The following is a 24,871-nucleotide window of genomic DNA, read 5'->3' as shown; positions in this document are numbered from 1 at the left end:
ATATCGGACAAAAGGGCGAGAATTCGCGTCAGTTGTGAGGGGGGCGCGGCGGGCCGGGCCGGGTCAGGCCTGAGCGACCGCCGGACGCCCGCCGGTGACGAACGACTTCCAGAGGAGGACGGCCAGGTGCGTCACGGCGGCCTCGAGCAGGGCGACCGCGGCCCGGGTCAGGATGGCGGTGAGGATGTGGGGCATGGTTCATCCGACTTTCATATGCATCGTGCTGGGGGCAACTCCTTTGTCCGGTGTCATCCCGTCCGGGAGGCGGCGCCAAGGTGTCCTCCGGGTGAACTCCGCCTTTACGGATGAACTCCACCTTTACGGATGAATGGGTTCCGCTTCCCGCCCGGCCCGACCGGCGCGCCCGGCCTGCCCGGCCCGCCCGCCGACACCGGCGGCGCCCCGCACGACGCTCGGCGCCACCACGGACGTCACCGCCGCCGCCAGGGCGATCGTCCAGCCCACGGGCCCCAACGGACGGCTGCCGAAGAAGTGACTGAGCCCCGGCACGGTCACCACCACGGCCAGCGCGGCCAGGGACCCCACCACGGCCGCGACGACCAGGGGATCCCGGCCCGCGTCCGCCAGCGTCTGAAGCAGTTGGGAGGCCACCAGGGCCACCAGGCCGACGGTGTCGGCCCGCCCTCGCGTGCCGGTCGCCCGGGCCACCAGCCAGGCACCGGCCGCGGCCGACGTGGTGACGACGGCACGCAGCCGCATGTGGCGGGTCAGCGCCGCACCGAGCGAGGCCTCGGGCCCCTCCGCGAGCAGCCTGTCCGGCCGGGCGGCAGGCGGCCGGGCGGCGATCGCGAGCGCCGGCAGCATGTCCGTGAGCAGGTTGACCAGCAGCAGCTGGCGTGCGTTCAGCGCACTGCCGCCGGCGAGCAGACCGGTCGTCAGGGTGAAGGCGATCTCCCCGAGGTTGCCGCCGAGCAGGACGCCCAGCGCCTTGCGCACCGAGGCCCACATGGCCCGGCCCTCGACGATGGCGTCGACGATGGTCTCGATGCGGTCGTCGGTGACCACCATGTCGGCGGCGGAACGGGCCGCCGGGGTCGCCCGGGAACCCAGGGCGATGCCGACGTCGGCCATCCGGATGGCGGGCGCGTCGTTGGCACCGTCGCCGGTGACGGCGACGATCCGGCCGGCCGAGCGCAGTGCGGTGACGACCCGGACCTTGTGCGCCGGAGTCACCCGGGCGAACACCGAGACGTCCGTCAGCGCCCCGGCGAGGGCGGTGTCGTCGAGGGCGTCCAGCTCGGCCCCGGTCATCAGCCGCGGCTCCTCCTCGGGCCGCAGCTCCCTGGCGATCGCGGCGGCGGTGCTGGGATGGTCGCCGGTGAGCATGACGACGTGCACCCCGGCCGCGGCCAGCCGGCGCACGCTCTCGGCCGCGGTGGCCCGCACCGGGTCCGCGAGGCCCAACAGGCCCAGCAGGCAGAGCCGGTCGAGGCCCAGCTCGCTGAGATCGGAGAATCGCGCGAGGGCGGCCTCGTCCCGCGGCGCGTCCGGAGCCAGGACGTGCTCGGCGACCGCGAGCACGCGCAGGCCCTGCCGGGCCAGCCGGTCGATCTCCGCCTCGAACTCCTCTCGCTGCCGTTCCGCGAAAGCCACGTCGGCGCCGTCCCGCCGGATCCGGTCGCAGCGGGCCAGGACGACCTCCGGCGCCCCCTTGATCACGATCCGCGTCTGCGAGTCCGACCGCCCCAGCACCGCGTGGTAGCCGCGTCCCGGCTCGAACGGCAGCTCCGCCACCCGCTCCCAGGCGTCCGTGCCGAGACCGGCGGCCCGCGCGGGGGTGGTCCCGAGCAGTTCGGCCCCGGCCGCGATGGCACGGTCGGTGGGGTGGGCGAGCCCCGAGGCCGGACCCCGGGGACCCGCCAGGGCCGCCGTGGCGACGATCCGGCGCAGCGCCGGGGTGAGCCGGTCCGGCGGACGGTGTTCCAGCCCGTCGGACACCTGCTGGAGGCTGATCCTGCCCTCGGTGAGCGTGCCGGTCTTGTCGAAGCACAGCACGTCGGTGCGCCCCAGCGCCTCGATGGTGGAGGCACTGCGCACGAGGGTGTCACGCGTGGACAGACGGCGGGCCGCGGCCAGCTCCGCGACCGTGGCGACGAACGGCAACCCCTCCGGCACCGCGGCGACGCACAGGCTCACCGCGGATCCCAGGGCGGCGCCCACCGGCCGCCCGCGCAGCAGGTCGACGACGAGGAGCACGACTCCCGAGGCGACCGACAGCGGCAGGAACCACCGGCCCAGCGCCTTCAGCCGCCGCTCCACACCGCTCTGCGGCGGCCCGTCCGGCGCGGCCGCCTCCGCCGCGCTGCCCGCCTCGGTGGCCGTCCCGGTGGCGACGACCACGGCCAGGGCCTGCCCCGCCGCCACGGTCGTGCCCTGGTAGAGCATGGACGTGCGGTCCGCCACGGCCCGGGCCGCGGAGGGCGCCGCGCTCTTGGCGACCGGCAGCGACTCTCCGGTGAGCCCGGACTCGTCGGCCTCCAGACCGGACGCCCGGACCACCCGGCAGTCCGCCGGGACCGCGTCACCGGCCCGCAGCTCGATCACGTCGCCGCGCACCAGCTGCTCGGCGGGCGCCTCGACCGGCTCGGCCCGGTCCGCGCGGCGCACCCGCACCTGGACCGAGGTCGCCTCGACCAGCCGCTCCGCCGCACGGTCGGCCCGCTGCCGCTGCACCCCGCCCACCAGCGCGTCCACGCCCAGGGCGCCGCCGATGAGTACGGCGTCCAGCACGGAGCCGAGCGCCGCCGAGATGCCGCCACCGATCGCCAGGACGGGGGTGAGCGGATTGGCCAGCTCCTCTGCGATCCTGCCCGCCAGCGTGACGCGACCGTCGTGCCGGTGACCGCCCTCAACCTGTCGGCGCCGGGTGGCCTCGGCCTCGTCCAGTCCCCGGGAGGAGGTGCCGAGCCGCGCCATCACCTGACGTACCGTCATGGCGTGCCACGGCGTCCGCTCGACGGCCGCCGGAGCCGGGCGGCCGCGCAGCCGCCGGCCCGCCCAGAAGCCCGACACGATCCCGGTGACGGTCACCCCGTCGCTCACCAGGCGGGCCCGCGCCCAGGCGCCCGGACGGGGGGTGAGGAGGGCGAGCGCCGAGGCCACCAGGGCGCCGGCCCCCTCGACGCGGGTGCACACCACGCTGACCCGCCGGGCCTCCCGCACCGCGGTGAGCAGCAGATGGACGACATCGGGCGGAGCGGCGACATGGGCGCCCCACGGCACGTGCCGCACACCGGTGATCACTCCGATGCCCAGGTCCGCACGGGCGAAGGCGCGCCGGGTGCGTGCCGTGACCACCGCGACGCCGTGGCCCTCGGCTTGCAGGGAACGCACCAGCGCGGCCGTACGGCGGCACCCGGTCGGAACCGCCTCGGGCAGCCCCAACCGGCGGTGCAGGCCGGGCGTGCCACCCACCAGCCGCACCTCGCCGCACTCACCCGCCGCACGCACCAAGTGGTGGGCCAGCGGATGCAGTTGGGGGGCCACGGCGGCCACGGCGACCGGCGTGCCCTTCCGCAGGACGAGCAGGACCTGCGCTCCCTCCTCCGTCCACCGCGCCGCCCGCGCGGCCGCCTCCTCCGACAGGGGGGCGGTCTCCGGGCCCGGCAGCGACTCCAGCGCCCAGTCCGACCGCTGCCGTCGCCGCGCGGACCCGCTCCGGCGCCGGGGCCGCCACCCGGGCGGCCCGTCCGGCTCGATCAGCTCATGGATGCGCGCGTGGATCTCGTCGTCCCCCGGGCCGTCCACGTCCCATCCACCGACGGCGTCGCCGGGACGCCCGCCGTCGCCGTCCTGGCCGTCGTGGGCATCTCCTGTGCGTCCGTCGTCCGGGCTGTTGTGGATCTCGCCGGGGTGTCTGTCGTCGGGGCCGTTCCGGGCGTCGCCGGGGCGTCGCTCGTCCGGGCCGTCGGCGGTGTCGTCGGGGCGGCCGCCCGGCGGGCCGTTGTCCGGGGTGTCCGCGTGCTCGCCGGCGGGTGTCAGGCGCAGTACGTGCTCGACGCTCCAGCCCCCGGTGGCCAGCACCCGGGCGTCGAGGACGACGGTGTCGATGCGGTCGAGGCGGCGCAGCGCCTCCGGCCGCAGCACCAGCGCGCCCCGGTCCGACAGGGTGCGCGCCACCGTGGAGGCGAACGCCTCCCGGCCGAGCCGGGGGCCCCGGGGAGTCCCGGCGGTCAGCAGCGCCAGCCCGCGGTCATGGTTGAGCGTGCCGACCGCGGTGAGCCCGTACGCCGCGAGGGACGCCGGCACCGCCAGATTGGCGTACCGCTCGCCCGGCCCCGGCGGCAGCGGGGCGGGCCGCCGGTAGGCCGGCACCGCGTCGTGCCGGTACGTCCCCTCGTGCGCGGCCAGCCTGCGCGCCCACTCCTCCCACGCCCTGCGGCGCGCCTGGGCCTCCAGGTACCGGGCTCCGGCCAGCACCGTCGTCACCGCGGTGCCGAGCGGCCGGAACGTCAGCGTCGCCACCAGCAGGTTCGCCGTGGTCCAGCCGTGCTCCGCGGCCGTATCGCCGACCCGGTCCGCGATCCCCTCGCGCAGCCGCGGCGTCGCCTCCAGGAGCTGGAGCGCCGAGATCACCACCGGCGGCAGCCCGCGCAGGCGCAACGCGTTGCCCATCGACGCCACGCCGAACGCCACCACGCCCGCACCGAGCTGGACGGCCGCCGCGACCCCCGTACCCGACGCGCGGGGCAGGCCGACCGGGCCGGGCGCCCGCCGGGCACCCCTGCCCGGCTCCTCCTCGCCCTCGGCGCCCTCGGCGCCCGCCGCGCCCTCGCTCGCCTCGGGTGCGGCGGAGTCGGCGGCGGAGACGAGGGCGACCACGGTCTCCAGGTCGGTCTCGGGACCGCACCCCACGTACACGCAGCCCAGGGCGCCGTTCACCTCCGCGCGACGTACCCCCGCCACCCCGAGCAGGGTGGTCTCCAGCTCGCGCGCCGCCCGGGCCGTGCCCGCCCTGCCCAGACGCCGGATCTCGATCTGTGCGCCGCCGGGCGTCCGCCAGAGCCTCGGCGCGCGGGGAGTTCGCGGCTCGGGCCCGACCAGCGGCAGTGACGCCGGTACGGCGGTCAGCCACCGCGCGGCAGAACGGATGGCTCCGGACAGCTCCGAGCCCGCCGTTACAGATGCGGACAAAACGGACCGGGAGAGGGTGGTCGGGGAGCACACGGGCCAGATCACGCGGCGGCCTCCATCGGCCAACGGGTGGCGTGGTCAACGCCCCGGAGGACACACGAGTCCCCTCAGTATGAGCACATCCCAGGAGTGTCGTCCTGCGCAGCCACGCCGGACGGGCCGGAAGAGGGAGCCGCCGGACCGTCAGACGTGCGGGTGGGTGGCGCGGGGGGCGCAGCCCAGCACATGCTCCTTCACCAGACGGCCGATGTCCGGATCCCGCTGCCTGAACGCCTCGACCAGCGCCTGGTGCTCCTCCGCGTACGACTGCTGCCGCGTCCCCAGCCACCGGATCGACAGCGCCGTGAACACCTCGATGCCCAGCCCCTCCCAGGTGTGCAGCAGCACGCTGTTCCCTGCCGCCCGCACCATCTCCCGGTGGAAGGCCACGGTGTGCCGCACCTGCGCCTCGCCGTCAGCCCTGCGGTCCGCCTCGTACAGCGCCGAGACCTCGGTCTCCAGCACCGCGGTCTCCTCGGCCAGCCGCTGCGCCGCCAGCTCGGCGGCGATCTGCTCCAGACCGGCCCGGACCGGGTAGATCTCCTCCAGGTCGGCGGCCGTGAGGTTCCTGACCCGTACGCCCTTGTTCGGCGCGGACTCGATCAGCCGCAGCGCCTCCAGCTCGCGCAGCGCCTCCCGCACCGGTGTCTGGCTGACCTCCAGCTCGGTGGCGATCCGCCGCTCCACGATCCGCTCGCCCGGCTTCCAGCGCCCGCTGACGATCCCCTCCACGATGTGCTCGCGGATCTGCTCGCGCAGCGAGTGGACGACGGGCGCGGTCATGAGGGCTCCTTAGGGAGGGGCCGCCCATCGGCCCCTGGGGCGTTTGACGTTTAGACAATAAGGCCGACGGCCTGTCCGGGAGGGGCGCGCGGGGGCGCTTTCCCGCAGGTGAGACGAGACTTACACGCCCCCGAAACGCGCGGAGCCCCCGCCCGGAGACCCGAGGGCTCCGAACGGGGGCACCGACCGGTACGTACCGAAGGCCTACAGCCCGAGCTCGACCTCGAACTCGCCCGCCTCCAGGATCGCCTTCACCGCGGTCAGGTAACGCGCGGCGTCGGCGCCGTCCACCAGACGGTGGTCGTAGGACAGGGTCAGGTACGTCATGTCGCGGACGCCGATGACCGTGCCCTCCTCCGTCTCGATGACGGCCGGGCGCTTGACCGTGGCACCGATGCCGAGGATCGCGACCTGGCCCGGCGGCACGATGATCGTGTCGAAGAGCGCACCGCGCGAACCGGTGTTGGAGATGGTGAAGGTCGCGCCGGACAGCTCGTCCGGGGTGATCTTGTTGGCGCGGACCTTGCCCGCCAGGTCGGCCGTGGCCTTGGCGATACCGGCGATGTTGAGGTCGCCCGCACCCTTGATGACCGGGGTCATCAGGCCCTTCTCGGAGTCCACCGCGATACCGATGTTCTCGGCGTCGAAGTAGGTGATCGTGCCCTCGGCCTCGTTGATCTTGGCGTTGATGACCGGGTGGGCCTTCAGCGCCTGGGCCGCCGCCTTGACGAAGAACGGCATCGGGGACAGCTTGACGCCCTCGCGGGCGGCGAAGGAGTCCTTCGCCTTGGCGCGCAGCTTCATCAGACGCGTGACGTCGACCTCGACGACCGACGACAGCTGGGCCTGCTCGTGCAGCGCCTTGACCATGTTGTCGCCGATGACCTTGCGGATCCGCGGCATCTTCACGGTCTGGCCGCGCAGCGGGGAGACCTCAAGCGCCGGGGCCTTCTTCGCGGCGGCATGGCCTCCGGCAGTCGCGGCCGCGGCCGCGGCCGGAGCCGGGGCAGCGGCGGCGGCCTTCGCGGCCTCGGCGGCGGCGATGACGTCCTGCTTGCGGATCCGGCCGCCGACGCCGGTGCCCTTGACGGAGCCCAGGTCGACGCCGTTCTCGGCGGCGAGCTTGCGCACCAGCGGGGTGACGTAGGCGCCCTCGTCGGTGTCCTGAACGGCGGCGGGAGCCGGAGCGGCCGGAGCCGGGGTGACCGGAGCCGGGGCGGCCGGCGCGGGAGCCGGGGCCGCGGGCTGGACCGGGGCCGGAGCGGCGGCGGCCGGGGCGGCCGGAGCCGGGGTGACCGGAGCCGGGGCGGCGGGCGCGGCCGGAGCGGGCGCCGGGGCGGCCGGGGCAGGAGCCTCGGCGGCGGGCGCCGGAGCCGGGGCGGCGGGGGCCGGGGCAGCGGCCGGAGCCGCGCCCGGGGCGCCGATGACGGCGAGCTTGGCGCCGACCTCGGCGGTCTCGTCCTCGCCGACCGTGATCTCCAGCAGCACACCGGAGGTGGGCGCCGGGATCTCGGTGTCGACCTTGTCGGTCGAGACCTCGAGCAGCGGCTCGTCGGCCTCGACGGTGTCGCCGACCGACTTCAGCCAGCGGGTGACGGTGCCCTCGGTGACGGACTCGCCGAGCGCGGGCAGGACCACGTCCGTGCCCTCGGCGGAGCCGCCGCCGGCGGCGGCCTCGGCGGTGGGAGCCGGGGCGGGGGCCGCCTGCTCGGCGGAGGGCTGGGCGGCCGGGGCCGGCTCGGGAGCCGGCGGGGCGACCTGCTCGGCGGCCGGGGCCGGAGCGGCAGCGGGAGCACCCGTGCCGTCGTCGATGACGGCCAGCTCGGCGCCGACCTCGACCGTCTCGTCCTCGGCGACCTTGATGGAGGCCAGAATGCCGGCGGCGGGGGAGGGGATCTCGGTGTCGACCTTGTCGGTCGACACCTCGAGCAGCGGCTCGTCGGCCTCGACGCGCTCGCCCTCGGCCTTCAGCCAGCGGGTGACAGTGCCCTCGGTGACGCTCTCGCCGAGCGCCGGAAGGGTTACGGAAACCGCCATGGTTTCGGTTGCTCCTTACGAATTGCGGAAGTCTGTGTCGTCGCTTCGTCGACCGAGGGATCAGTCGTGCGAGTGCAGCGGCTTGCCCGCCAGGGCCAGGTGAGCCTCGCCGAGCGCCTCGTTCTGCGTCGGGTGGGCGTGGACGAGCTGTGCGACCTCGGCCGGCAGCGCCTCCCAGTTGTAGATCAGCTGGGCCTCGCCGACCTGCTCGCCCATGCGGTCGCCGACCATGTGGACGCCGACCACGGCACCGTCCTTGACCTGGACGAGCTTGATCTCGCCCGCGGTCTTGAGGATCTTGCTCTTGCCGTTGCCCGCCAGGTTGTACTTCAGAGCGACGACCTTGTCCGCACCGTAGATCTCCTTGGCCTTGGCCTCGGTGATACCCACGGAGGCGACCTCCGGGTGGCAGTACGTCACCCGAGGGACGCCGTCGTAGTCGATCGGCACGGTCTTCAGACCGGCCAGACGCTCCGCCACCAGGATGCCCTCGGCGAAACCGACGTGCGCGAGCTGGAGGGTGGGGACGAGGTCACCGACGGCCGAGATGGTCGGCACGTTGGTGCGCATGTACTCGTCGACCAGGACGTAGCCGCGGTCCATCGCGACGCCCTGCTCCTCGTAGCCCAGACCCTGCGACACCGGGCCGCGGCCCACGGCGACCAGCAGGACCTCGGCCTCGAACTCCTTGCCGTCGGCGAGGGTGACCTTGACGCCGTCCTGGGTGTACTCGGCCTTCGAGAAGAAGGTGCCGAGGTTGAACTTGATGCCGCGCTTGCGGAACGCGCGCTCCAGCAGCTTCGAGGAGTTCTCGTCCTCGACCGGGACGAGGTGCTTCATGCCCTCGATGATCGTGACGTCCGAGCCGAAGGACTTCCACGCGGAGGCGAACTCGACGCCGATGACACCGCCGCCCAGGATGATGGCGGACTTCGGCACGCGGTCCAGGACGAGGGCGTGGTCGGAGGAGATGACGCGGTTGCCGTCGATCTCCAGGCCCGGCAGCGACTTCGGCACGGAGCCGGTCGCGAGCAGCACGTGACGGCCCTGGATCCGCCGGCCGTTCACGTCGACGGAGGTCGGGGAGGAGAGACGCCCCTCACCCTCGATGTAGGTGACCTTGCGAGAGGCGACGAGCCCCTGCAGACCCTTGTACAGGCCCGAGACGACCTCGTCCTTGTACTTGTGGACAGCGGGTACGTCGATGCCCTCGAAGGTGGCCTTCACACCGAACTGCTCGCTCTCGCGGGCCTGGTCGGCGATCTCGCCCGCGTGCAGCAGGGCCTTGGTGGGAATGCAACCCCGGTGCAGGCAGGTACCGCCGACCTTGTCCTTCTCGATCAGGGCGACGTCCAGGCCCAGCTGCGCTCCGCGCAGGGCCGCGGCGTAACCACCGCTACCACCGCCGAGGATCACTAGGTCGAAAACGGTGCTGGCGTCGTTCGCCACGTCACGTCCTCCATGCATGTGCGCCACGCCGGTCGTCGGTGACCGGTCGGCGGCTGGTGTCCGGCCGCTCTTCATGTCGGCCCTGTGGTGGGGGCCCTGTCCTGCCGAGCCCCATCTTTGCACTTGTGGGAGGGGGACGAGACGCGGGGCCGGGGTGTGAGACGCCCCACGTTCGGTCGAGCGCGCCCGAAGGGGCGCGGGGAACTGCGCGACCAGCCCCCACGCCCCCGCGGTCGTCGTGCGGCGGAATCGACCGATGTGTCAGGCGATCGTCAGCCCAGATCGCCTGCGGCCGTCAGCTCGGCCAGCCGCACCAGCGTGCGCACGGCGGTACCGGTGCCGCCCTTCGGCGTGTATCCGAACGGCCCGCCCTCGTTGAACGCCGGCCCGGCGATGTCCAGGTGTGCCCAGGTGATCCCCTCACCCACGAACTCCCGCAGGAAGAGGCCGGCGACGAGCCCGCCTCCCATCCGCTCACCCATGTTCGCGATGTCGGCGACGGGGGAGTCCATCCCCTTGCGCAGGTGCTCGGGCAGCGGCATGGGCCAGGCCGGCTCGCCGACCTCCTCCGCGGCCTCGAACACCGTGGAGCGGAACGCGTCGTCGTTCGCCATGATCCCGAACGTCCGGTTGCCCAGCGCCAGCATCATCGCGCCGGTCAGCGTGGCGACGTCCACGACGGCGTCCGGCTTCTCCTGGGAGGCGGCCCACAGCGCGTCGGCCAGCACCAGCCGGCCCTCGGCGTCGGTGTTGAGCACCTCGACCGTCTTGCCGCTGTACATGCGCAGCACGTCACCGGGCCGGGTGGCGGAGCCGGACGGCATGTTCTCGGCGAGCGCCAGCCAGCCGGTGACGTTGACCTCGAGACCCAGCCGCGCGGCGGCGACCACGGCCGCGAAGACCGCCGCCGCACCGCTCATGTCGCACTTCATCGTCTCGTTGTGCCCGGCCGGCTTCAGCGAGATGCCGCCCGAGTCGTAGGTGATGCCCTTGCCGACGAAGGCGAGGTGCTTCTTCGCCTTGGAGGAGGTGTACGACAGCTTCACCAGGCGCGGGGCCGACGCGGAGCCGGAGCCGACGCCCAGGATGCCGCCGTAGCCGCCCTTGGCGAGCGCCTTCTCGTCGAGGACCTGCACCTTGATGCCGTGTTCCTTGGCCGCGGCCTGGGCGATGGCGGCGAAGGCCTGGGGGTCGAGGTCGTTCGGCGGCATGTTGATCAGGTCGCGGGCGCGGTTGAGTTCCTCGGAGACGGCGGTGGCGCGGGCCAGCGCGGCCTTGTGGGCGGCGTCGCGCGGCTTGCCGCCGAGCAGGACGGCCTCGGCGAGCGGCGCCTTGCCGTTCTTCCCGTTCTTCGCCTTCGGGTCCCTGGCGCTCTCCTTGTAGGTGTCGAAGGAGTACGCGCCGAGCACCACGCCCTCGGCGACCGCGCCGACGTCGGCGGGGTCCGCCAGGGGCAGGGCGAAGGCGGCCTTCTTGGCCCCGGCGAGGGTGCGGGCGGCCACGCCGGCCGCCTTGCGCAGCGCTTCGGCGTCGTACGAGGCGTCCTTCTCGGGCTCCCCGCCCAGCCCCACCGCCAGCACGAGCGGTGCCTTGAAGCCGGCCGGGGCGGGCAGCTTCGTCACCTCGCCCTCGGCGCCGGTGGCACCGAGGGTCTCCAGGACGCCGGCGAGCCGGCCGTCGTAGGCCTTGTCCACGGCCTCTGCGCCGGGGGCGACGACCAGGTCCCCAGACCGGGATGAAGAGCCCTTGGCGACACCGATCACGATCGCGTCGGCCCGCAGGCCGGGCGCCGCGGCGGTGCTGAGAGTGAGAGCAGTCACGGTGGTGAAATCTCGCTTCCGATGTGAAGTTGCGATGGCCGATGTGTGGGTCGACCGGGCCCGACAGCCGACCCTAGATCCGGGCTGGGGGGTGCGGTCGCACGGGGTCGGCCCCACCGGCGCGGCGAACCGGCACGGCGAACCCCGCGACGAGCCTACGCGTGCGGGTGCGGTCGCTCATGCGCGCGCGTCCTCACCCGTCGGTCGGCGTCGTGGCCACTGCCCGATCCTCGCACTCCACGGACCGGGTCACACCCGTCGGGTCGCGGGAAACGCGAAGGGGTCGGAGGAGGACCGGGTGTTGCCGCCCGGCGGATCATCCCGCAGGGGCAGCGCGGTCACCTCCCCCGGCGGCGAGACTCAGCCGGGGGATCCTGCCGTCCCGTCGCACCCGACGATCGTGCCCTGGCTGCCACGCCCCTTCTACGGCGTCGCCGCCGGTCGCCGTCTCGCCCTGGCTCGGCTGCGCTTGCCCACGTGCCTCTGCGGCGTTGTCGGTTGCCGTCTCGCCCTGGCTCGGCTGCGCTTGCCCATGTGCCTCTGCGGCGTTGTCGGTTGCCGTCTCGCCCTGGCTCGGCTGCGCTTGCCCATGTGCCTCTGCGTCCTTGTCGGTGGCCGCCTCGCCCACGCCTGCCTGGGCTCGCCCACGCCTGCCTGCGCTCGCGCCGAATGGGCACCCTCGCGTCGACGCCCTTCTGCGCCTTGCGGCCGGCGCACCGGCCCCGCCCACCGGCGGCGGCCAGGCGCCGCGGCCCCGAGTGGGGCCGATCCCGAAGGCGCGGCCTAACCGCCCAGGCAGAGCGCCACGAGCGCCGTCGTCGCCGCCGTCTCCGCCAGCCCGCCGAAGACGTCGCCGGTGACCCCGCCGAAGCGGCGTGTGCAGTGGCGCAGGAGGAGTTCGGCGGCGGCCAGGGCGAGGAGGACGGCGAGGGCCGCGCGGACGGCGTCGTACGGGCCGAGGAGCGCGCCCGAGGCCGCCGCGGCGACCGTGCCGGCGGCCACCACGGCCAGCGCCCCCCGCACCGGCACCACCCCGGCGACCGCAGCCCCCAGCCCCTCCGGGCGGGCGGCCGGCACTCCGGTGCGGGCGGCCAGGGTGAGCGCCAGCCGGGCCGCGACCGCCGCGACGACGGCCGCGCCGGCGCCCCGCGCCCAGGAGGCGCCGTACAACTGGGCCAGCGCGGCCACCTGGGCGAGCAGGACGAGGACCAGCGTGAGCACGCCGAACGGCCCGATGTCCGACTGCTTCATGATCCGCAGCGCGTCCTCGGCGGGCCTGCCGCTGCCCAGCCCGTCCGCGGTGTCGGCCAGCCCGTCGAGATGCAGCCCACGGGTGAGGACGGCGGGTACGGCGGCGGAGGCGACGGCCGCGAGCAGGGGCCCCGCGCCCAGGAGCAGCGCCAGCAGCCCGAGCCCGGCCGCACAGCCGCCGACGACCAGCCCGACCGCCGGGGCGCCGAGCATGCCCGCGCGCGCGGCCTCCCGGTCCCAGCGGGTCACCCGGACCGGGAGCACGGTGAGGGTGCCGAAGGCGAAACGCAGGCCGTCGAGAGCGGCCGGCGGCGGTGGGGGCGCGGGAGAGGGCGGGGTGGTGGACACCGGCGCAGGTTACCGGGCGGTCGGACGGGCGACCCCGGGAGGCGGGGGCGAAAATGCGCTTATGGGAGATTGGTGGCAGCGGAACATCGTCGAGCCGGGCAAACTGCCGTTGCTCCTCGCCCTCACCGCCTTCGTCCTGACCTTCGTGGTCACCCGCGCCGTCACCCGTCTGATCCGGGCGGGCAAAGGCCCGTTCGGCAATGTGAGCGCGGGCGGGGTGCACGTCCACCACGTGGTGCCCGGTGTCGTCCTGACCGTCTTCGGGGGCTTCGGCGCGGTGGCGAGCGCCCGGCACGGCTTCGGCTCGGCCGCCTTCGCGATCGTCTTCGGAGTCGGCGCCGGGCTCGTCCTCGACGAGTTCGCGCTGGTCCTGCACCTCGACGACGTGTACTGGACGGAGGCGGGCCGCAAGAGCGTGGAGGTCGTCGTCCTGACGGCGGCCCTGGTCGGGCTGGTCCTGGTCGGCTTCCTGCCGTTCGGCGTCAACGACATGAGCGAGGACGAGAGCCAGGACCGGGGGACCGTGATCTCGACCGTGGCGGTCAACTTCCTGTTCGCCCTGGCGGTGCTCAGCAAGGGCAAGGCCCGGATGGCGATCTTCAGTGTGATCGTCCCGTTCATCGGCCTGATCGGCGTGGTCCGCCTGGCCCGCCCCGGCTCCTGGTGGGCGCGCCGTTTCTACCGCCGAAGACCACGGGCTCGCGCCAGGGCTGCGCTGCGCGCCTACCGCCACGACCGGCGCTGGGCTCGGCCGCGGAGGGCGGTGGAGGACTGGCTGGGGGGCAAGCCCGACGTGCCCTCGGCCCGGCGGGGGTGACGGTGCGCGGGGCCGGGCGGGGCGGTGGGGCCGGTGGGGCCGGGCGCCCCGTGAGATCAGGCTGCGGACGGACGCCGCGTGCCGGTACGTCGTGACCGGTCGCGCCCACGCGGCGGAGCCGCGGAACGACGGAGCGCGGACCGACACGGCCCCGCGCGCCCGGGGGCGCCGCACTGGCGCCGCACGTGACCGTCGCCCGAGCAGCGCCGCCCCGCCGACCGCCCGGCCCGCCCCTACTTCCCGTCGGACTCCCCGGCCTTCGCGGGCTCCCCGGGGTTGGCGTGTTGGGGCTGCGCGGGCTCCTCGGACATCGCGAACGCCTCCGGCTCCACCGACGCCTCCGGCTCGCCGGACGCCCGGGAGGACTCCTCCTCGGACTCCTCGGACTCCTCGGACTCCTCGTGCTTCTCCGTCTCCGGTTCCTCGGACTCCTCGGGCTTCTCCGGCAGCTCGGCGGCGAGTGCCGCCGCGGCCCGCACCAGCGGCAGCGCCAGCAGGGCCCCCGCGCCCTCGCCCACGGTCACCCCCTGGTCCAGCAGCGGTTCCAGCGCCATCCGGTCGAGCGCCTTGGCCTGCCCCGGCTCGCCGCTCCGCTGCCCGGCCAGCCACCAGTCCGGCGCCCGGAAGGCGATCCGCTGCCCGACGAGCGCGCACGCCGCCACCACGACCCCGTCCAGCACGACCGGCAGCTTCCGTACGGCGCACTGCAGCAGAAAGCCCGTCATCGCGGCGAGGTCGGCGCCGCCCACGGTCGCCAGCAGCTGCAACTGGTCGCCGAGCACCGGCCGGGCCCGCCGCAGCGCGTCACGGATCGCGGCGCACTTGCGCATCCACGTGAGGTCGTCGATCGCCTCCCCGCCCCGCCCGGTCACCACGGACGCGTCGGTCCCGCACAACGCGGCGACCAGCACGCCCGCCACCGTCGTCCCGCCCACGCTCACATCGCCGAGCACGACCAGATCCGTACCGGAGTCGGCCTCCTCGTCGGCGACGGCGACCCCGGCCAGGAAGGCGGCTTCGGCCTCCTCGAGGGTCAGCGCGTCCTCGATGTCGATACGGCCGCTGCCCCGCCGTACCCGATGCCGTACGACGTCCTCGGGGAAGGCGTCGGGCTCGCAGTCCAGCGCCATGTCCACGACCCGCACCGGCACCCCGAGCTGACGGGCCAGCACCGCCACCGGACGGCCGCCCTCCAGCACCTCCCGCACCAGCTCCGCGGCGCTGCCCGCGGCCCGGACCGAGACACCCAGCTCGGCGATCCCGTGGTCGCCGGCGAACAGCACCACTCGCGGCTGCCCGATCGGCCGGACGGGCACCGCACCCTGCGCCGCCGCCAGCCACTCACCCAGGTCGTCGAGGCGCCCCAGCGATCCGGGCGGCACGATCTGACGTTCCCGGCGCGCCTCCGCGTCGCGGCGCACCCCACCGTCGGGGCGCTCGATCAGATCGGTGAAGTCGTCGAGATTAAGCGAGCTCATTCGCCGAACAGTACCGGCACCGATACCGGCACCGATCGAACGGTTCCGCGCCACATCGCCACCACACCCCCACGACGTCTTTGCACCCAAGATCGTGATCCCATACGTTCCGGTTTACTGCGAATTGCCGCATGCAACGCACCCCGCACGCCCCGCACGCTCTTCCACCGGAGCCGCTCATGCCCCCCAGGCCCATCCACGAGCCGCGCCGCGACGACTGCCCCTGGTGCGGCTCGAAACGCCTGCGCACCCGACTGCGCGCCCCGGACCTCCTGCACGACAGACCGGGCACGTTCGTCGTCGACGAGTGCCGGGACTGCGCCCACACCTTCCAGAACCCGCGCCTGACCGCGGAGGGGCTCGCCCTCTATCAGCGGGACCCGGACGTCGACCACGCGACGGGCCTCACCGACCGGGTCCTCGCCATCCGCACCGGCCGTCGCCGCCTGCGGGCCACCGCCCGGGCGATGCTGCCGTTCCCCGAGCCGGAGAGCTGGCTGGACGTGGGGACGGGCCACGCGCTCTTCCCCGAGGCGGCGAAGGAGGTGTTCACGTACACGGCGTTCGACGGCCTGGACCCCACCCCGAGGGTGGAACGCGCACGGCTGGCGGGCCGCGTCGAGGAGGCCCACATCGGCCACCTCACCACCCCCGGCATCGCCTCCCGGCTGCGCGCCCGCTACGACGTCGTCAGCATGCTGCACCACCTGGAGCACACCCCCGACCCCCGCGAGGAAATCCGCGCCGCCCTCACCACCCTCCGGCCCGGCGGTCACCTCCTCCTCGACGTCGCCGACCCGGGCAGCGCGTTCGCCGCCCTCCTCGGCAAGTGGTGGCTCCCGCACGGCCAGCCCCGCCACCTCCACCTGATCCCCCTGCCCAACCTCCGTACGGAACTGGAGACCCGGGGCTGCACCGTCCTCACCACGGACCGCCGCAGCCCGCACGTCCCCCTCGACCTGTCAGCGGCCCTCTCCCTCCGCCTGAACCAGGCCGTCCCGCCGACCCGCGGAACCCTCCGACGGGCCACCACCCCCCTGCTCGCGGCAGCGCGGACCCTGGACCACACCCTGGCCCCCGTCCTCCGCCACACCCGCTTCTCGAACACCTACCGGATCATCGCGCGCAGGAACTGACCCGTCAGGCCGCCCTCACCCCCGCAGCACCACCGCCTGGCCCGCCACCACCAGCACCACCTGCTCGCACTCGGCCGCGATCGCCGCGTTCAGCCGCCCCAACTCGTCCCGGTACCGTCGGCCCGAGGCCGTGGCCGGGACGATTCCCGAGCCGACCTCGTTGGAGACCAGCACGACCGTCCGCCGGGCCGCGCGCACGGCGGACGCCAGCTCCGTCACCCGGGAGCGCAGCGCCCGCTCGCCCCCGTCCGCCCACACCGCGTCGTCCCACGCCCCGACGGAGTCCATCGCGTCCGTCAGCCACAGGGAGAGGCAGTCGATCAGCAGCGGGGCACCGCCGACCGCCAGCAACGGCACCAGATCGCACGTCTCCGTCGTCCGCCAGGAACCCGGCCGCCGCTCCCGGTGCGCGGACACCCGTGCCGCCCACTCGGTGTCCCCGCCCCGGGAACCGCCCGTCGCGACGTAGAGCACATCGGGGAAGGACTCCAGCCGCCGCTCCGCCTCCACCGACTTGCCCGACCTCGCCCCGCCCAGTACCAGCGTTCGCCGTGGCACGTCCGGCACCTCCTCGTACACCCCCACCACCAGCGTCGACCCGTCCGGCACCGCCCGCGCCCCCGCCGCCGCGAGCCGGCGCCGCAACTCCGCGCCCGGCGGGACGTCGTGGTCCAGGTGAACGGCGATGACATCCGTCGTCGGCCCCACCGCCCCCACCGCCCGCAGCCTCGCCAGCGCGTCCGGCCGCCCCACGACGTCCGCGAGGACCATGTCGTACCGCTCGGCCGACTGCGCCCCGTCCTCCAGCCCCGCCGGCGCGCCCCCCGGCGGGAGGTACAGCAGGCGCTGCCCGTCCGGGCCGGTCACCGCGTAGCCGGTGCCCGGCGCGTCCATCGCCAGCGCCCGCACCCGATGCCCCGTCAGCAGGGACAACTCCCGCCCGTCGGGCACCCGCCCGGGCTGCGGCACCCCGGCCGGCACCTCCACGGGGGGCCCGTCGTGCGGATGCGACAGCAGCACCTGCCGTACCCCGCTCAGCGAATGTCCCGTCCGCGCCGCCGCGAGCGCCGCACCCGGCGTCAGATCGAGCAGCAGCGCCCCGTCCACGAGCAACGCGGTCGCCGCCCGCGCGTCCACGCCGAGCGAGGTCGCACAGCCGGCACAGGGGCAGCCGGGGCGGGGGAGTCCAACAGGGGCGCCGGTACCAAGCAGAGTCACTTCCACCCCCCGATTTTCACCGGTCGCCCTCCGGCCCGCGCGCCCATACCCCCGATCACCAACGACGCCGTCTCCCGACGCCGCGCCCGGCGGACCGCATAGGCTCTGAACAGGAGCCGGACCAAGATCCGTCTTCTGCTCTGCAGGTGCCGACACGTTGGAGGCGTACATGGCGGCATGGACGTGGCGTTTCGAGAAGGCCGACGGGACGGAGGTCGAGCCCGCGGTGCAGCCCGAGGAGTTCACCACACAGGGGGACGCCGAGTCCTGGATCGGGGAGCACTGGAAGGCCCTGCTCGAAGGCGGCGCGGACCAGGTGCGGCTGTTCGAGGACTCCACCGAGATCTACGGCCCGATGAACCTGCACGCCGAAGAGTCCTGACCCGACAACGGCCCGGGGCGACCCACCCCGACCCCCGGGCCACTCGGCCGCGGGCCCTCTTCCCGGGTTGACCCGGTCCCGGGACTCGCGCCGGACCGGGCGCACTCGGCCCCGGCCCGATGCGGCCCCTGGGGCGGCGCCCCGACTCGGGCCGACGACCGAACTCCGCCCGCTCCGACTCGGTTTCCGGTCGCGCTCCGTCTGTCCCGACTCAGTTTTCGGCCGCACTCCGCCCGGTCCGACTCGCCTCCGGCTTCGCCCCGCCCGGGGCCTGCTCGGGCTGCGGGTCCGATCCGGGCTCTGGGTTCCACCCGGGCTCCGGGTCCGATCCGGGCTCCGGGTCCACTCGGTCGCTGGGCCGACTCGCGCCTCCGGACTCACTCGGGGCGATGGAGTCACCGGCCCGGGTCGCTGCGTCGGCCCACGGGCCCACGGGCCGGACTCGGCCCACGGGCCCACTGGCCGGACTCGGCCCGGGGCCAGGCCTGCTCCGCCTCCGACCGCACTCCGTCCGGCCTCAGCCAGCCCCGGCCCCACCCAGCTCCGGCCTCAGCCGGCCCCTGGCTCACTCGGCCCCGGCCGCACCCAGCCCCAGCCTCACTCCGCCCGGCCCCACTTCACCCCGCTCGCCCCCGCCTTACTACCCGCCCCACGCCCACTGCTCGCTCCCCGCCTACTGCTCGCCCAGCGTCACCTCAACCGTCTTCCGTCCGCCGTCGCGCATCAGGGTCACCGTCGTGCGTTGTCCGGGGCGGGCCTCGGCCAGGGCCTCCGCCAGTGACGTGATGGTGGTGATGTCGGTGTCCCCCAGTCCGGTGATGACGTCGCCGGTCTCGATCCCGGCCTTGTCGGCCGGGCCGCCGGTCCGCACCTCCACGACGGCGACCCCGGCGGGCTGGAACTCGGCGTCGACGTACGTTCGCCCGGTGATGCCGAGCGCCGCCCGGCCGGAGTCGGTGACCCTGCCGTCCCTGACGATCTGGTCGGCGATCGTCCGCACCATCGAGGCCGGGATCGCGAACCCGATGCCCGGCGCCGGGCTGTCCCCGAGCCCGGGGTCGACCGCGGCGAGCGTCGGGATGCCGATGACCTGCCCGTCGAGGTTGACCAGCGCGCCCCCGCTGTTGCCGGGGTTGATGGCGGCGGACGTCTGCACCATGTTGGCGATCGTCGCGCCCGTACCCCCGCCGGTACTGGGCTCGCTGACGGTCCGTCCGGTCGCCGAGACGATGCCCTGTGTCACGCTCGACGACAGCCCCAGCGGTGAGCCCATCGCGAGCACGATCTGCCCGACCTCGACCTTGGTGGAGTCACCGAAGGCCGCCGGCTTCAGCCCGCTCGGCACCCGGTTCAGCCTGATGACGGCGAGGTCCTGCTCCGGGTACGAGTAGACGAGGGTCGCGGCGAGCGCCTCCCGGCTGCTGGCGGTCGTCACCCGGAAGATCCTCGCGTCACCGACGACGTGCGCGTTGGTGACGATGTGCCCCTTGTCGTCGTACACGACCCCCGAGCCCAGCTCGCTGCCGGTCTGGATCTGCACGACCGACGGCAGGACGTCCCTGATCACCCTCTGGTAGGCGTCCTCCAGATCGTCCGCCTGGGCGACGGCCGCGGGCTGTGCGGTCCGCCGGGTCACCGTCCCCTCGCCCGAGGGGACCGGGGCCGTACATCCGGCGATCAGGCCCAGGGAACACACCCACATCCACACCCACACGACCGGCCGACGGGCACGGGTGGGGGGACGGGCACGGCTACGGGTACGAGTACGGGTACGGCAGGGGTCCATGCCCCGAGTCTCTCCGCGGGGTGAACGTCCGGCTTGTCCTGCTCACCCGAACGAGCGCGGAGGAACGCACCGGTACGGACCCCGCCCGCACCACGCGCGTCTCAGCCCCGCACCCCGCACAGATGCAGCAGCGCCGCCACGCCCCGGTAGGGATCCGTCCGCCCCGCCCGCGCCTCCGCGGCCAGCAGCGTCTCCACGTCGTCCGGGATCTCCGTCCCGTCGGCAGCCGTGTCCGTGAACACCCGCACCCCGTACCAGGCCTGCAAGGGCGCCCCGATGCCGGCGAGCGTCGCGGTCAGGGTCTCCAGCCGGTCCGCGCGGACGTCGAGCCCCAGCCGGTTGCGGTAGGCGACGGTGTCGAAGGCGGCCAGCGTGCCCGCCCAGTCGCCGGACAGACCGGGCCGCATGGCCAGCGCGTCCGCGTTCCGCACGAGCAGCGACAGCAGCCCGCCCGGGGCGAGCACGCGCGCCAGGCCCGCCAGCACGGGGTCCGGCTCCCGCACGTACATGAGCACGCCGTGGCAGAGCACCACGTCGAAGCTGCCGGGCAGGAAGTGCACACCGGTGTCCCGGCCGTCGCCCTCGAGGATCCGCATCCGCTCCCGGATGCCCTCCGGCTCCCCGGACAGGGCCTCGCGGGCCGCGGCGATCATCGTCGCGTCCTGCTCCAGGCCGGTCACCTGGTGGCCGAGCCGGGCCAGCCGCAGCGCCTGCGTGCCCTGGCCCATGCCCACGTCGAGCACCCGCAGCCGCTGCCCGACCGGATACCGCCCGGCTATCTGCTCGTCGAGCTGCCGGGCCACCAGCTCCTGCCGTACGACGTCACGCAGCCCGCCCAGCTTGTCCAGCCAGGCCTTTGCCGCACCCCCGGAGAAAGCAGCAGTGCTCAGGGCCGCTCTCCGCGCTTGACCTGCGGCTTGGGCAGCCGGAGCCGACGCATCTGGAGGGAGCGCATGAGCGCGTAGGCCACCGCGCCCCGCCGGTTCTGGTCGGGGAAGCGCTCGGCCAGCCGCTTCTTCAGGCGGAACCCGGTGGTGAGGGAGTCCAGCACGATGAGCACGATGACCACGAGCCACAGCAGCAGCGCGACGCTCTGCAGCGACGCCACCCGGATCATGCTCAGCACGAGGATGATCACGGCCATGGGCAGGAAGAACTCCGCCACATTGAACCGCGAGTCGACGAAGTCGCGCGCGAACTTGCGGACCGGACCCTTGTCACGGGCCGGCAGGTAGCGCTCGTCACCGCCGGCCAGCGCCTGGCGCTGGCGCTCCAGCTGGGCGCGGCGCTCCTCGCGCTGACGCTTGGCGGCGTCCTTGCGCGTCATCGACGTATTGGCGACGCTGCGGCGCTGGGACTGGGCCTCACTGCGCTTGGGCGTGGGCCGGCCCTTGGGGGCCTGCGGGTCGCGGGGCTGCTTGGAGTCGGTCACCACGGCCTTGTCGGCGGGGGCCTTCTCTTCCTTGGCACGGCTACGGAACACAAAACCCAAGGGTAAGCGCTCCCCGGGCATGGACCCCAGCCCGCCGGGGAACGATCCGGCAACACCAGTCGTCTGAAGTGAAGACAGACCCGGGACAGACCGGGGAAGAGGGGACACCTGGTGACCTACCGCTCACCCCGAAGGTCACCTACTCCTCACGCCGGAGCATTGCCTTGGTCAGTCGTCCTTGGGGAGGAGCGCATCCGTCCCCGAACAGTGCGTCAATGGAAGCAGGGCCCGTACTGTGGGTTCTGTCGCAGAGCTGGAGCTGGACGTCAGAAGGGGGCGCGCGAAGCCCATGAGCGGTGTCATGAAGCGTATGGGGATGATCTTCCGCGCGAAGGCGAACAAGGCCCTTGACCGGGCCGAGGACCCGCGCGAAACCCTCGATTACTCGTACCAGAAGCAGCTGGAGCTCCTCCAGAAGGTCCGCCGCGGCGTCGCGGACGTGGCCACCTCGCGCAAGCGTCTGGAACTCCAGCTGAACCAGCTGCAGTCGCAGTCCTCCAAGCTGGAGGACCAGGGCCGCAAGGCGCTCGCGCTCGGCCGCGAGGACCTCGCCCGCGAGGCGCTCTCCCGCCGCGCCGCCCTCCAGCAGCAGGTCACCGACCTCGAGACGCAGCACGCGACGCTCCAGGGCGAGGAGGAGAAACTCACCCTGGCGGCCCAGCGCCTCCAGGCCAAGGTCGACGCCTTCCGCACCAAGAAGGAGACCATCAAGGCCACCTACACCGCGGCCCAGGCCCAGACCCGCATCGGCGAGGCCTTCTCGGGCATCTCCGAGGAGATGGGCGACGTCGGCCTGGCCATCCAGCGCGCCGAGGACAAGACCGCCCAGCTCCAGGCCCGCGCCGGCGCCCTCGACGAGCTCCTCGCCTCCGGTGCCCTCGACGACCCCACCGGCATGGCCAAGGACGACCTCCAGGCCGAGCTGGACCGGCTCTCCGGTGGTACGGATGTAGAGCTGGAGCTGCAGCGCATGAAGGCCGAGCTCGCCGGAGGCACCTCCGCCGGGCAGCAGGCCATCGAAGGCGGCACGGACCAGTCGCAGACCCAGCAGCAGCCACAGGACACCCCGCGCTTCGACAAGCAGTAGCCCGGCGCCGGGGACCGGAGCCGAGGAGGGCGACATGATCGTGCGGATCATGGGGGAGGGCCAGTGGAAGCTGGCCGACTCCCACTTCGTCGAGCTGAACAAGCTGGACGACGAGCTGCTCGCCGAGATGGAGGGCGGCGACGACGAGGGCTTCCACCGCACCCTCGGCGCCCTCCTGGACGCCGTCCGCCGCCTCGGCACCCCCCTTCCGGACGACTCCCTGGAACCCTCGGAACTGATCCTCCCGGCCCCGGACGCGAGCCTGGAGGAGGTCCGGGAGATGCTCAGCGACGACGGGTTGATCCCGGGCTGGCGATGACCGACCGGCGCCGGTCGGTCACCACCGGGCCGCCCGGGGGAGACTGAGGACCGGGCCGTTCAGGCCGAAGCGGGACCGGGAGCGGCAGACCCGGCGACGCCCGCACCCAGCGAAGGCCACTCGAGAAGGCACGGCACCCTTGACTCCCCTGGCCCGAGCCCAGCGCCGGCTGAAAGCACACCCCCTCGCCCTCGACGCCTTCCTCGCCGCCGCCGTACTCCTGTGCATGCTGGCCGGCTCCTTCGTGGATCCGCACGGCGAGCACCGCGTCAGCTGGAGCGTCCGCACCCCGGACCCGCTCAGCCTGCTGCTGATGACCCTCGGCGCCGTCACGCTCGTCTTCCGCCGCAGCGCCCCCATGACGGTCCTCGCCCTCACCGGCACCCTCTCCGTCGTCGAGTTCGTCACCGGCGACCCCCGCGCCCCGATCGCCATGTCCGCCGTCATCGCCCTCTACACCGTCGCCGCCACCACCGACCGGCCCACGACCGTGCGGGCGGGCCTGCTCACCATGACGGTCCTGACCGGTGCCGCGATGCTCGCGGGTCCGCTGCCCTGGTACGCCCAGGACAACCTCGCGATCCTGGCGTGGACCGGCATCGGCGCCACCGCCGGCGACGCCGTCCGCAGTCGCAGGGCCGTCGTGCAGGCCATCCGCGAGCGCGCCGAGCGGGCGGAACGCACCCGCGAGGAGGAGGCCCGCCGCCGGGTCGCCGAGGAACGCCTGCGCATCGCCCGCGACCTGCACGACGTCGTCGCCCACCACATCGCCCTGGTCAACGTGCAGGCCGGAGTCGCCGCCCACGTCATGGACAAGCGCCCCGACCAGGCCAAGGAGGCCCTCGCGCACGTCCGGGAGGCCAGCCGCTCCGCCCTCAACGAGCTGCGCGCCACCGTCGGTCTCCTGCGCCAGTCCGGCGACCCCGAGGCCCCGACCGAACCGGCCCCCGGCCTGGACCGCCTCGACGAACTCGCCGGCACCTTCCGCAGCGCCGGCCTCCAGGTCGTGGTCGCCCGCGCCGACCACGACACCACGCTCCCGGCCGCCGTCGGCCTGGCCGCCTACCGCATCATCCAGGAGGCCCTGACCAACGTGCAGAAGCACGCGGGACCGGACGCCAAGGCCGAGGTCAGCGTCGTCCGCGTGGGACCCCACATCGAGGTCACCGTCCTCGACGACGGCGCCGGCGACGCGACGGGCCCGCAGGAGGGCGGCGGCCACGGGCTGCTCGGCATGCGCGAACGCGTCACCGCCCTGCGCGGCACCCTCACCACCGGGCCCCGCTACGGAGGCGGCTTCCGCGTCCATGCCATCCTGCCGATCAAGGTCCGTACCGCCGCCACGGGAGAACCGGGGGACTCCGTATGACCATCCGTGTCCTGCTCGCCGACGACCAGGCACTGCTGCGCAGCGCGTTCCGCGTGCTCGTCGACTCCGAGCCCGACATGGAGGTCGTCGGTGAGGCGTCCGACGGCGCCGAGGCCGTCCGGCTGGCCAAGGAGCAGCACGCGGACGTCGTCCTGATGGACATCCGCATGCCCGGCACCGACGGGCTCGCCGCCACCCGCCTGATCAGCGCCGACCCGGCCCTCGCGCAGGTGCGCGTGGTGATCCTGACGACCTTCGAGGTCGACGACTACGTCGTGCAGTCGCTGCGCGCGGGCGCCTCCGGCTTCCTCGGCAAGGGCAGCGAGCCGGAGGAACTCCTCAACGCCATCCGGATCGCCGCGGGCGGTGAGGCCCTGCTCTCGCCGACCGCCACCAAGGGCCTGATCGCCCGCTTCCTCGCCCAGGGCGGCACCGACGACGACCGAGACCCGGGCCGCGCGGAACGGCTGGACGCGCTCACCGTCCGCGAGCGCGAGGTGCTCGTCCAGGTCGCCGGCGGCCACTCCAACGATGAGATCGCCGAACGTCTGGAGGTCAGCCCGCTGACCGTGAAGACGCACGTCAACCGGGCCATGGCCAAGCTGGGCGCCCGCGACCGGGCCCAGCTCGTGGTGGTCGCGTACGAGTCCGGACTGGTCCGTCCGAGGGTGGACTGAGTTCCACCCGGCCGTACTGCGCCCGGAGTAGGCGCCGTGCAGGGAAATGGACCTGGGGCTTACGGATCAGCCGTTCCCGATGGCTCAGGGTGTAGGGGCGGGCGCTCATCTGTGCCTTCCGCGCCTTTTCCACGAGCCGGAGCGGATGGCGGAGCCGGCCGGCGTGTAGGACGTGTGGGAACGGCCCCGCCGACTCCCTTTCCCCCGCGGGGTTTTCCTATCCTGTGAT

The 24,871-nt window shown here is 74.0% G+C and carries 19 protein-coding genes; 7 read left to right on the top strand and 12 right to left on the bottom strand.

Translation table 11 applies throughout. The annotated features are described in order from the left end of the window. Positions 1-63: 63 nt before the first annotated feature. The 7 genes from ACF1A1_RS02320 to ACF1A1_RS02290 form a co-directional block, all read right to left on the bottom strand. Positions 64-195: a hypothetical protein gene (locus ACF1A1_RS02320; protein WP_391644546.1), complete on the bottom strand. Its 132-nt coding sequence runs from the start codon at positions 193-195 to the stop codon at positions 64-66. Between the two features lie 123 nt (positions 196-318). Then, a complete protein-coding gene (locus ACF1A1_RS02315; RefSeq protein ID WP_391644544.1) occupies positions 319-5,199 on the bottom strand; it encodes an HAD-IC family P-type ATPase in 4,881 nt (1,626 codons plus the stop codon). A gap of 138 nt (positions 5,200-5,337) precedes the next feature. Then, positions 5,338-5,976: a GntR family transcriptional regulator gene (locus ACF1A1_RS02310; RefSeq protein WP_391644543.1), complete on the bottom strand. Its 639-nt coding sequence runs from the start codon at positions 5,974-5,976 to the stop codon at positions 5,338-5,340. Between the two features lie 204 nt (positions 5,977-6,180). After that, on the bottom strand, positions 6,181-8,013 hold the full coding sequence (gene sucB, locus ACF1A1_RS02305; RefSeq protein ID WP_391644541.1) for a 2-oxoglutarate dehydrogenase, E2 component, dihydrolipoamide succinyltransferase: 1,833 nt from the start codon (positions 8,011-8,013) through the stop codon (positions 6,181-6,183). A gap of 60 nt (positions 8,014-8,073) precedes the next feature. After that, the gene (lpdA, locus tag ACF1A1_RS02300) at positions 8,074-9,462 is read right to left on the bottom strand and encodes a dihydrolipoyl dehydrogenase (protein WP_391644539.1); all 1,389 of its coding nucleotides are present in this window, start codon (positions 9,460-9,462) and stop codon (positions 8,074-8,076) included. 272 nt (positions 9,463-9,734) lie between these two features. After that, positions 9,735-11,282, bottom strand: a complete 1,548-nt coding sequence (locus ACF1A1_RS02295; RefSeq protein ID WP_391644537.1) for a leucyl aminopeptidase — start codon at positions 11,280-11,282, stop codon at positions 9,735-9,737. Positions 11,283-12,065: 783 nt separating this feature from the next. Further along, complete coding sequence (locus ACF1A1_RS02290; RefSeq protein WP_391644535.1) at positions 12,066-12,881, bottom strand: adenosylcobinamide-GDP ribazoletransferase; 816 nt, start codon at positions 12,879-12,881, stop codon at positions 12,066-12,068. 61 nt (positions 12,882-12,942) lie between these two features. Between ACF1A1_RS02290 and ACF1A1_RS02285 the strand changes: the two genes are divergently transcribed. After that, positions 12,943-13,698 carry a hypothetical protein gene (locus ACF1A1_RS02285; protein ID WP_391644533.1) on the top strand — a complete coding sequence of 252 codons (756 nt, stop codon included), beginning with the start codon at positions 12,943-12,945 and terminating at the stop codon, positions 13,696-13,698. Positions 13,699-13,931: 233 nt separating this feature from the next. On the opposite strand, the gene cobT is transcribed toward ACF1A1_RS02285, so the two are convergent. Then, complete coding sequence (gene cobT / locus ACF1A1_RS02280; RefSeq protein WP_391644531.1) at positions 13,932-15,176, bottom strand: nicotinate-nucleotide--dimethylbenzimidazole phosphoribosyltransferase; 1,245 nt, start codon at positions 15,174-15,176, stop codon at positions 13,932-13,934. 179 nt (positions 15,177-15,355) lie between these two features. On the opposite strand from cobT, the gene ACF1A1_RS02275 reads away from it, so the two are divergent. Continuing rightward, entirely contained in the window at positions 15,356-16,312 is a 957-nt protein-coding gene (locus ACF1A1_RS02275) for a class I SAM-dependent methyltransferase (protein WP_391644530.1), read from the top strand. 15 nt (positions 16,313-16,327) lie between these two features. On the opposite strand, the gene ACF1A1_RS02270 is transcribed toward ACF1A1_RS02275, so the two are convergent. Continuing rightward, positions 16,328-17,536, bottom strand: coding sequence for a bifunctional adenosylcobinamide kinase/adenosylcobinamide-phosphate guanylyltransferase (locus tag ACF1A1_RS02270; protein ID WP_391644528.1), 1,209 nt, complete (start codon positions 17,534-17,536; stop codon positions 16,328-16,330). Between the two features lie 163 nt (positions 17,537-17,699). On the opposite strand from ACF1A1_RS02270, the gene ACF1A1_RS02265 reads away from it, so the two are divergent. Continuing rightward, positions 17,700-17,912 (top strand): hypothetical protein, encoded by a 213-nt coding sequence (locus tag ACF1A1_RS02265; RefSeq protein WP_391644526.1) that lies wholly within the window; start codon positions 17,700-17,702, stop codon positions 17,910-17,912. Between the two features lie 673 nt (positions 17,913-18,585). On the opposite strand, the gene ACF1A1_RS02260 is transcribed toward ACF1A1_RS02265, so the two are convergent. From ACF1A1_RS02260 to ACF1A1_RS02250, 3 genes are all read right to left on the bottom strand, one after another. Then, positions 18,586-19,614 (bottom strand): S1C family serine protease, encoded by a 1,029-nt coding sequence (locus ACF1A1_RS02260; protein WP_391644524.1) that lies wholly within the window; start codon positions 19,612-19,614, stop codon positions 18,586-18,588. Positions 19,615-19,799: 185 nt separating this feature from the next. Beyond that, a complete protein-coding gene (locus ACF1A1_RS02255) occupies positions 19,800-20,501 on the bottom strand; it encodes a methyltransferase domain-containing protein (protein WP_391644522.1) in 702 nt (233 codons plus the stop codon). Positions 20,502-20,584: 83 nt separating this feature from the next. After that, a complete protein-coding gene (locus ACF1A1_RS02250; RefSeq protein ID WP_391644520.1) occupies positions 20,585-21,211 on the bottom strand; it encodes a DUF3043 domain-containing protein in 627 nt (208 codons plus the stop codon). A gap of 289 nt (positions 21,212-21,500) precedes the next feature. Here ACF1A1_RS02250 and ACF1A1_RS02245 point away from each other — a divergent pair, with 289 nt between their 5' ends. From ACF1A1_RS02245 to ACF1A1_RS02230, 4 genes are all read left to right on the top strand, one after another. Then, a complete protein-coding gene (locus ACF1A1_RS02245; protein ID WP_391645308.1) occupies positions 21,501-22,277 on the top strand; it encodes a PspA/IM30 family protein in 777 nt (258 codons plus the stop codon). Between the two features lie 34 nt (positions 22,278-22,311). After that, positions 22,312-22,596, top strand: a complete 285-nt coding sequence (locus tag ACF1A1_RS02240) for a hypothetical protein (RefSeq protein ID WP_391644518.1) — start codon at positions 22,312-22,314, stop codon at positions 22,594-22,596. Positions 22,597-22,735: 139 nt separating this feature from the next. Continuing rightward, positions 22,736-23,965 carry a sensor histidine kinase gene (locus ACF1A1_RS02235; protein ID WP_391644516.1) on the top strand — a complete coding sequence of 410 codons (1,230 nt, stop codon included), beginning with the start codon at positions 22,736-22,738 and terminating at the stop codon, positions 23,963-23,965. Continuing rightward, positions 23,962-24,642 (top strand): response regulator, encoded by a 681-nt coding sequence (locus ACF1A1_RS02230; protein ID WP_391644514.1) that lies wholly within the window; start codon positions 23,962-23,964, stop codon positions 24,640-24,642. The genes ACF1A1_RS02235 and ACF1A1_RS02230 overlap by 4 nt, the downstream gene beginning before the upstream one ends. The last annotated feature ends 229 nt before the right edge of the window (positions 24,643-24,871 follow it).

The sequence above is a fragment of the Streptomyces sp. NPDC014995 genome (assembly GCF_043080745.1).
Lineage (GTDB): Bacteria > Actinomycetota > Actinomycetes > Streptomycetales > Streptomycetaceae > Streptomyces.
Note: the sequence above shows the minus strand (reverse complement) of the source record. Positions and strands in the feature narration are given on the sequence as shown.

What these genes read in the sequence shown, in the direction of transcription:
- ACF1A1_RS02320 (WP_391644546.1), bottom strand. Translation starts at nt 195, where the DNA reads ATGCCCCACATCCTCACCGCCATCCTGACCCGGGCCGCGGTCGCCCTG.
- ACF1A1_RS02310 (WP_391644543.1), bottom strand. Translation starts at nt 5,976, where the DNA reads ATGACCGCGCCCGTCGTCCACTCGCTGCGCGAGCAGATCCGCGAGCAC.
- sucB (WP_391644541.1), bottom strand. Translation starts at nt 8,013, where the DNA reads ATGGCGGTTTCCGTAACCCTTCCGGCGCTCGGCGAGAGCGTCACCGAG.
- ACF1A1_RS02285 (WP_391644533.1), top strand. Translation starts at nt 12,943, where the DNA reads ATGGGAGATTGGTGGCAGCGGAACATCGTCGAGCCGGGCAAACTGCCG.
- cobT (WP_391644531.1), bottom strand. Translation starts at nt 15,176, where the DNA reads ATGAGCTCGCTTAATCTCGACGACTTCACCGATCTGATCGAGCGCCCC.
- ACF1A1_RS02275 (WP_391644530.1), top strand. Translation starts at nt 15,356, where the DNA reads ATGCCCCCCAGGCCCATCCACGAGCCGCGCCGCGACGACTGCCCCTGG.
- ACF1A1_RS02265 (WP_391644526.1), top strand. Translation starts at nt 17,700, where the DNA reads ATGGCGGCATGGACGTGGCGTTTCGAGAAGGCCGACGGGACGGAGGTC.
- ACF1A1_RS02260 (WP_391644524.1), bottom strand. Translation starts at nt 19,614, where the DNA reads ATGTGGGTGTGTTCCCTGGGCCTGATCGCCGGATGTACGGCCCCGGTC.
- ACF1A1_RS02250 (WP_391644520.1), bottom strand. Translation starts at nt 21,211, where the DNA reads ATGCCCGGGGAGCGCTTACCCTTGGGTTTTGTGTTCCGTAGCCGTGCC.
- ACF1A1_RS02245 (WP_391645308.1), top strand. Translation starts at nt 21,501, where the DNA reads ATGGGGATGATCTTCCGCGCGAAGGCGAACAAGGCCCTTGACCGGGCC.
- ACF1A1_RS02240 (WP_391644518.1), top strand. Translation starts at nt 22,312, where the DNA reads ATGATCGTGCGGATCATGGGGGAGGGCCAGTGGAAGCTGGCCGACTCC.
- ACF1A1_RS02230 (WP_391644514.1), top strand. Translation starts at nt 23,962, where the DNA reads ATGACCATCCGTGTCCTGCTCGCCGACGACCAGGCACTGCTGCGCAGC.